The sequence below is a fragment of the Rhodoferax sp. U11-2br genome (assembly GCF_018619435.1).
In the GTDB taxonomy this organism is placed as follows: Bacteria; Pseudomonadota; Gammaproteobacteria; order Burkholderiales; family Burkholderiaceae_C; genus Rhodoferax.
The window spans coordinates 1-6,869 of record NZ_JAHFZF010000058.1 but is presented as its reverse complement, the minus strand read 5'-3'; the positions used below and the strand labels follow the sequence as shown (position 1 = coordinate 6,869).

Below are 6,869 nucleotides of genomic sequence, written 5' to 3'. Positions count from 1 at the left end.
AGCCAGGTGGGAGATGCGGTGACACAGATGGACCAGGCCACGCAGCAGAATGCGGCTTTGGTGGAAGAGATGGCTGCAGCGGCGAGCAGCCTCAAGAGCCAGGCGCAGGATTTGGTGCAGGTGGTGGCGGTGTTCAAGCTGGGTGCTGATGACCACGGTATCTTGTCGGCACCTGCGCAGGTGCGCGCCAGCATCCCCAGCCCGACGCCCTTCAAAGGGCCGGAGCGCCGCCAGGCGGGCGTCTCGAAAGGGGCCGCCGCCAGGGCGCCTGTGCCAGCCAAGACCGTCGCCCCGAAGGCAACCAGCACCAGTGGTGGCGAAGGCGACTGGGAAAGTTTCTGACCCAGCGCCCCTGGCCTGTTGTTAATCGACAAACAGCGTCGCCGGGCACTCCAGATAGCTGCGCACCCGCTGGATGAAGCGGGCAGCGGTGTGGCCGTCCACCACCCGGTGGTCGAATGAGCTCGACAGGTTCATCATCTTGCGCGCCACCACCGCGCCGCCCAGAATCACTGGCCGCTCAACAATGCGGTTGGTGCCCACAATCGCCACCTCGGGGTGGTTGATGATGGGTGTGCTGACAATGCCGCCCAGTGCGCCCAGGCTCGTGAGCGTCAGGGTCGAGCCGGTTAATTCCTCACGTGTGGCTTTGCCACTGCGGGCCGCTTGGGCCAGACGGCTGATCTCGGAAGCGCAGGCCCACAGGTCCAGTGCCTCGGCATGGCGGATCACCGGCACCATCAAACCGCCATCACTCTGTGTCGCCAGCCCCAGATGCAAGGCCGCGTGTTGGGTGAGGACCCCAGCATCGTCGTCATACCGCGCATTGACCTCGGGAAACTCACGCAGCGCCAGCACCAGGGCACGCACCAGTAAGGGCAGCAGCGTCAGGTGGCCACGGGTGGCGGCGTGTTGCTGGTTGAGCTGTGCGCGCAGGTGCTCCAGCTCGGTCACGTCGATTTCCTCGACATAGCTGAAATGCGGGATGCGGCGTTTGGCCTCCTGCATCTTTTGCGCGATTTTGCGCCGCAGGCCAATGACGGGGATGGTTTTGGTGGCCTCTAGAGGCGTGTAGCTCTTATTCTGTCTGGGTGGATCACTATCTTTGTTGGAGCATGTGACCGGTTGCTCCAGGTCTGCATGGGTGATGCGCCCGGCGTCGTGGCTGGGCTTGATCTGCGCCAGATCCAGCCCCAGCTCAACCGCCCGGCGGCGCACGGCCGGGGCGGCGATCGGTCTGGCCTGGGTTGGGGCTGATGGCTCGGCAGGTGCTTGGTTACTTCTGGTGGGTATCACCTCCGCTGGCGCGGGTGCTTCAATAGGAATAGCTACCTGACCTTGATCTACCTGGGCTGCAGCCGATTTGATATGAATAATGGGTGTTCCCACCGCCACCACCTGACCCACTGCCGCGTCGAGCGAGATGACGGTGCCAGTTACATGTGAGGGGATTTCCACCGTGGCCTTGTCGGTCATCACGTCGGCCAGGATCTGGTCCTCGACCACCTGGTCACCCACCGCAACGCGCCAGGCCACCAGTTCCACCTCGGCAATGCCTTCGCCGATGTCGGGCATCTTGATGTTGTGGATCGTCATGGTTTATGCCCCCATCACACGGTGGAAGGCCGCCGCCAGACGTGCCGGGCCGGGAAAGTAGGCCCACTCCTGCGCATGCGGGTAGGGGGTGTCCCAACCGGTGACACGTTCAATCGGTGCCTCCAGATGGTAGAAACAATGTTCCTGGATCAGCGCAGACAACTCTGCGCCCAGTCCGTTGGTGCGGGTGGCTTCGTGCACGATGACACAGCGGCCCGTTTTTTTGATCGATGCCACCAAGGTGTCCAGATCGAGCGGCCACAGGCTGCGCAGGTCGATGATTTCGGCGTCGATGCCGCTCTCACGTGCAGCTGCTTCTGCTACATAGATCATAGTGCCATAGGCAATCACTGTGATGGCTTGGCCCGGTTTATACACAGAGGCGCTGTCCAGCGGTACGGTGTAATAGCCATTTGGCACCTGGCCCTGCGGGTGTTTGCTCCAGGGCACCACGGGTTGGTCGTGGTGGCCGTCAAACGGGCCGTTGTACAGGCGTTTGGGTTCCAGAAAAATGACCGGGTCGTCGTTTTCAATCGCCGCTATCAGCAGGCCTTTGGCGTCATAGGGGTTGGACGGCATCACCGTGCGCAGGCCACAGACCTGGGTGAACATGGCCTCGGGGCTCTGGCTGTGGGTCTGGCCGCCGTAGATGCCACCACCACAGGGCATACGAATGGTGATCGGGCAGCTGAAGTCCCCCGCCGAGCGGTATCGCAGCCGCGCCGCCTCTGACACGATCTGGTCAGTGGCCGGGTAGACGTAGTCGGCAAACTGGATCTCGACCACTGGGCGCAGGCCGTAGGCACCCATGCCGACCGCCGTGCCCACAATGCCACCTTCGGAGATCGGTGCGTCAAACACCCGCTGCTTGCCGTGTTTCTGTTGCAGGCCTTCGGTGCAGCGAAACACACCACCAAAGTAGCCGATGTCCTGGCCGTAAACGACCACTTTCGGGTCACGCGTCAGCATCACGTCCATGGCCGAACGCAAGGCCTGGATCATGGTCATTTGGGAGGTGCTGCCGTTGTCTGAAGTCGAGTTCGCGGCTTGTTGGCCGTTGTGTGCCGTCGCCATGGGGCGGGTGTTGTTGTCGCTCATGACGAGGCTCCCAGTTCAGCGCGCTGGCGCACCAAATGCGCAGGCATGTCTTTGTAGACATCCTCAAACATGCTGGCCAGATCCAGCGTGTGGCTGTTGGCCAGGCTGCCGAATTGTTCAGCCTCTTTCTGTGCGGCCAGCACCTCGGCCTCCACCTCTTTTTTCAGCATCTCGTGATCGGCATCACTCCAGATGCCTAGCTGGATCAGGTGTTGTTTCAGGCGGGTGATCGGGTCGCCGAGTGGAAAACGCGCCACATCGTTGGCGGGCCGGTATTTGCTGGGGTCGTCGCTGGTGGAGTGCGGTCCGGCGCGGTAGGTCACCCACTCGATCAGGGTCGGCCCGAGGTTGCTGCGGGCACGCTCCAGCGCCCATTTGGAGGCCGCATACACCGCTAAAAAATCGTTGCCATCGACCCGCAAGGAGGCAATGCCACAGCCCGCACCACGTGCGGCAAAGGTGGTGCCTTCACCACCCGCAATCGCCTGAAAGGTTGAAATCGCCCACTGGTTGTTGACCACATTGATGATCACCGGTGCGTGGTAGACATGCGCAAAAGTCAGTGCGGTGTGGAAGTCGGCCTCGGCGGTGGCGCCGTCGCCAATCCAGGCGCTGGCCACCTTGTCATCGCCCTGAATGGCGCTGGCCATGGCCCAGCCCACCGCCTGGATCACCTGGGTGGCGAGGTTGCCCGAGATCGAGAAAAAGCCCTGTTTTTTGCTCGAATACATCACCGGCAGCTGGCGCCCTTTCATCGGGTCGCGGCTGTTGCTGTAGAGCTGGCAGATCATCTCGACCATGTTGTTGTCCTCGCGCGCCAGCAGCAGGCCTTGCTGGCGGTAGGTGGGAAAACACATGTCACCCGCGCCCAGCGCCAGCGCGTGGGCGCAGGCTATGGCTTCTTCGCCCAGGCACTGCATGTAAAACGACATCTTTTTTTGCCGCTGGGCGATCAGCATGCGGGCGTCAAAAGCGCGTGTGAGCAGCATGGCGCGTAAGCCCCGCTTCAACAGCGCTGTGTCCATCTGCGGTGCCCAGGGCCCCACGGCTTGGCCTGTGTCGTCAAGCACCCGGATCAGGGCAAACGCCAGGTCATTGGTCTGTGCGGCGGCAACGTCGACGGGGGGGCGGCGTTTGGCACCGGCTTTGGATAGGGGGAGGTAAGAGAAATCCGTGTCACAACCAGGGCGCCCGGTGGGCTCTGGCACGTGCAGGTGTAGCGGCTGGCGCTGAGGCATGTTTTTGTCTCCTTGCAAGCTTTTGTCTTGCTTCAGAATGAATCAACCGGCGCAGCAGCAGGCGGGTAGCCTATGTTTTGCCGGACCATGCAGCCAGTAGCGCGGGGTCTCCGTCGGTCTGGCTGGCTGACCTGAGCATAGCGGATTTCGCCAGAAATTACCCCACACACCGGTGGGTTGACCACTGCCGCTAAGCTGCCACTTTTACACAAGGAGGCACCCGTGCTCAATCAGGATCAGACCCAGGATTTTTCGTCCCTGCTGCCAGGCCAGACCACCGAGGCCGGTGCCAACCGCCGCACCGCGCTTAAAGTTGCGCTCGGCGTGGGCTACGCCGCAGCGGCCATGCCGATCATGGCGCAGACCGCGATCAAGACCCCGGCGGACGGCCTGCGCACAGGTGAGAGTGTCTACGACATGCAGGGCTTCACCGTGCCGTTTTATTACGCCGCGCCCGAGGGAAAAACCAATCTGCCGGTGGTGCTGGTGGTGCACGAGATTTTTGGGGTGCACGAGTACATTGCCGACACCTGCCGCCGTTTTGCCAAGGCCGGGTATTTGGCGATTGCGCCTGATCTGTTCGCCCGTCAGGGGGATGCCAGCAGCTACACCCAGATGCCCAAACTGATGGCCGAGGTGGTCTCCAAAGTGCCTGACGCTCAGGTCATGGCCGACCTGGACGGTGCGGTGACCTGGGCCGGTGCCAATGGGGGCAACACCAAAAAAGTGGGTATCACCGGCTTTTGCTGGGGAGGGCGCATCACCTGGCTGTACGCTGAGCAAAGCAAGAACGTGAAGGCCGGTGTGGCCTGGTATGGTCGCCTGGTCGGCACCGCCTCAGACCTCACGCCCAAACACCCGCTGGACCTGGCAGCGGGTTTAAAAGCACCGGTGCTGGGTTTGTATGGCGGACAGGATGGCGGCATCCCGCTCACCACCATCAACCAGATGAAAGACGCGCTGTCCGACGCCGGCGCGCACGGCAACCCCGCCGCCAAAGCCAGCGAGTTTGTCGTCTACAAGGATGCACCCCACGCCTTCCACGCCGACTATCGTTCCAGCTACCGCAAGGACGAGGCGGCTGATGGCTTCGCCCGTGCACTGGCCTGGTTCAAGGCACACGGCGTGGCCTGAGGCTGTTCGCAGACCGGGGGGCGCTGGCGCCTCAACAAAAAAGGGAGGCTTGGGCCTCCCTTTTTCATGGTGGTAAAAAAATTTCTGTTGCTACCTTGTAATGCATAGTAGATGTGTTTATGATTCCGCTACCTTGTATTGCATAGTACATCCACCTACTTGTTGCCACCCATCATCATGAACATGGCTTTAAAAACCCAGCTGCGCAAAGGCGCCATCGAGATGTGTGTGCTGGCCATCCTCCAACGTGCGGACAGCTACACCTATGAACTGGTGCAGCAGCTCAGCGCCCACATGGCCATCAGCGAAGGCACGGTGTACCCCCTGATGCGCCGTCTGCAGGACGAAGGCTGGGTGCAAACCTACCTGCAGGAGTCGGTCACTGGCCCGGCCCGCAAGTACTACCGGCTCAGCGCCAGTGGCGTCGAAGCCCTGGCCATGATGAGCCAGGAATGGCAAGAGTTTGTTGCCGAAATCAACAGCGTGTTACAGCCGCGCCCCACCAACCCCACCCAGAAAGGTGCTCTATGAACCGCGAAACCTTCCTCAAAGCTTTGTCCGAGGCGCTCTCAACCCTCAGCGCCGCCGAGCGCGACGAGATCCTGCAAGACTACGCCAGCTACTTTGCCGATGCCCTGGCCGACGGTCAGAGCGAGACCGATGTGGCAGCCAAACTCGGTGACCCGCTCAAGCTGGCGCGTGAGCTGATTGCACAGCGGCGCCTGGGTGCCTGGGAGTCGCGCCGCTCCCCCAGGAACCTGTGGGCCTTGTGCGCCGCCACCGCCGCGCTGGGTTTCATGAACCTGGCGCTGGCTGTGCCTTTCCTGTGTTACCTAGCGGTGTTGACGGTGCTGTCTGTCGTTGGTGGCAGCCTAGCGCTGGCGGGTCTGGTGCTGCTGGTGGTGTCTACCAGCCAGGGCCTGTTTGGCTGGCCGCCTGCCAACCAGTTTGTCCTCAACACCAGTGGCATCGGCCCGGTGGTGATCGACGCCAGTGTCAACCGCCACACGCCTGGCATTCGCGTCCAGGGCGCCGGTGCCGATGACCACGTGCGTGTGGAACATGGCGCCGACGGTGGCGTGACGATCCAGGCCAGCGAGGGCAACAAAACCTTCAGCCTGGAGAAAGGCGCCGATGGGTCGATCAAAAAGCTCGACATCCGCGACGGTGACCAGCAGGTCGAGTTGTCCCACCTGGGCCATTCAGGCCCCAAGACGCACGCGGTGGTGGGGCTGGTGTTGTTGACTCTGGGTGGCCTGCTGCTGTGGTTGTGCCGCAGCTGGTTTGGCAAGTCGCTGCGCTGGCTGCGCAGCCACCTGGGGCAGCAGCTGCAGCACATCCAGAGTCTGGCCGCCTGAGACCGCTGCAGCAGGCGAGGGTGCTTCAGCAGGCACCCGCCTGTAACCACCAGCGTCTTGGTCCAGACGCTGGTTTGCTGCTTAAAACGTAGCTACTAGCCCTTGATTCATAAGGGCCAGCATCTGATTTTTCATCAAACTATGCCTTTTTGGCCCAGGCGCTGCACCAGCCTTTGGCGGCCACATGTTTGCCGGGGAACAACGGACAGCCGCCCTCGGTGTCACTGGCCTGGCCTTGGTACAAGGCGCAGGTCGCGCAGTGGCTGCCCGCCACAAATGTTTTGTACTTGGCCTTGTCAACCTGGGCCGCATCACTGACATAACCCAGGGCCAGGGCTTGCGGGTCTTTGGCATCCACCAAGGGCATCTTGGCCGAGGTAGCGGGTGCTGCAGGTGTTGCGGTCGGTGCCGGTTCTGCCATGGGTGCAGCGGCGGGGGCTGGCGC

The 6,869-nt window shown here is 62.2% G+C and carries 7 protein-coding genes and 1 pseudogene; 4 read left to right on the top strand and 4 right to left on the bottom strand.

Going from position 1 to position 6,869, the window contains the following annotated elements; genetic code table 11:
- Window positions 1-342: pseudogene (locus KKO72_RS20595) on the top strand (methyl-accepting chemotaxis protein); the annotation flags it as partial.
- 21 nt (window positions 343-363) lie between these two features.
- Here the strand turns inward: KKO72_RS20595 and KKO72_RS20590 are convergent.
- Genes KKO72_RS20590 through KKO72_RS20580 form a run of 3 tightly spaced genes read right to left on the bottom strand, consistent with a single transcriptional unit; the run spans window position 364 to window position 3,932 of the window.
- Window positions 364-1,596, bottom strand: coding sequence for a dihydrolipoamide acetyltransferase family protein (locus tag KKO72_RS20590; RefSeq protein WP_214943701.1), 1,233 nt, complete (start codon window positions 1,594-1,596; stop codon window positions 364-366).
- Between the two features lie 3 nt (window positions 1,597-1,599).
- Entirely contained in the window at window positions 1,600-2,670 is a 1,071-nt protein-coding gene (locus KKO72_RS20585) for an alpha-ketoacid dehydrogenase subunit beta (RefSeq protein WP_371736923.1), read from the bottom strand.
- Window positions 2,671-2,690: 20 nt separating this feature from the next.
- Window positions 2,691-3,932, bottom strand: a complete 1,242-nt coding sequence (locus tag KKO72_RS20580) for a 3-methyl-2-oxobutanoate dehydrogenase (2-methylpropanoyl-transferring) subunit alpha (RefSeq protein WP_214943698.1) — start codon at window positions 3,930-3,932, stop codon at window positions 2,691-2,693.
- A 222-nt stretch (window positions 3,933-4,154) separates the two neighbouring features.
- Between KKO72_RS20580 and KKO72_RS20575 the strand changes: the two genes are divergently transcribed.
- From KKO72_RS20575 to KKO72_RS20565, 3 genes are all read left to right on the top strand, one after another.
- Window positions 4,155-5,066 carry a dienelactone hydrolase family protein gene (locus KKO72_RS20575; protein WP_214943695.1) on the top strand — a complete coding sequence of 304 codons (912 nt, stop codon included), beginning with the start codon at window positions 4,155-4,157 and terminating at the stop codon, window positions 5,064-5,066.
- Window positions 5,067-5,249: 183 nt separating this feature from the next.
- Window positions 5,250-5,597 (top strand): PadR family transcriptional regulator, encoded by a 348-nt coding sequence (locus KKO72_RS20570; protein ID WP_251140825.1) that lies wholly within the window; start codon window positions 5,250-5,252, stop codon window positions 5,595-5,597.
- Window positions 5,594-6,424, top strand: coding sequence for a DUF1700 domain-containing protein (locus tag KKO72_RS20565; RefSeq protein ID WP_214943692.1), 831 nt, complete (start codon window positions 5,594-5,596; stop codon window positions 6,422-6,424). Before KKO72_RS20570 ends, KKO72_RS20565 begins: the two co-directional genes overlap by 4 nt.
- Window positions 6,425-6,563: 139 nt before the next feature.
- Here KKO72_RS20565 and KKO72_RS20560 read toward each other — a convergent pair whose 3' ends face one another.
- Entirely contained in the window at window positions 6,564-6,845 is a 282-nt protein-coding gene (locus tag KKO72_RS20560) for a high-potential iron-sulfur protein (protein WP_214943703.1), read from the bottom strand.
- Between the last annotated feature and the right edge of the window lie 24 nt (window positions 6,846-6,869).

Coding starts and splice junctions, on each gene's coding strand:
- KKO72_RS20590 (WP_214943701.1), bottom strand. CDS start 1,596: ATGACGATCCACAACATCAAGATGCCCGACATCGGCGAAGGCATTGCC.
- KKO72_RS20585 (WP_371736923.1), bottom strand. CDS start 2,670: ATGGCGACGGCACACAACGGCCAACAAGCCGCGAACTCGACTTCAGAC.
- KKO72_RS20580 (WP_214943698.1), bottom strand. CDS start 3,932: ATGCCTCAGCGCCAGCCGCTACACCTGCACGTGCCAGAGCCCACCGGG.
- KKO72_RS20570 (WP_251140825.1), top strand. CDS start 5,250: ATGGCTTTAAAAACCCAGCTGCGCAAAGGCGCCATCGAGATGTGTGTG.
- KKO72_RS20565 (WP_214943692.1), top strand. CDS start 5,594: ATGAACCGCGAAACCTTCCTCAAAGCTTTGTCCGAGGCGCTCTCAACC.
- KKO72_RS20560 (WP_214943703.1), bottom strand. CDS start 6,845: ATGGCAGAACCGGCACCGACCGCAACACCTGCAGCACCCGCTACCTCG.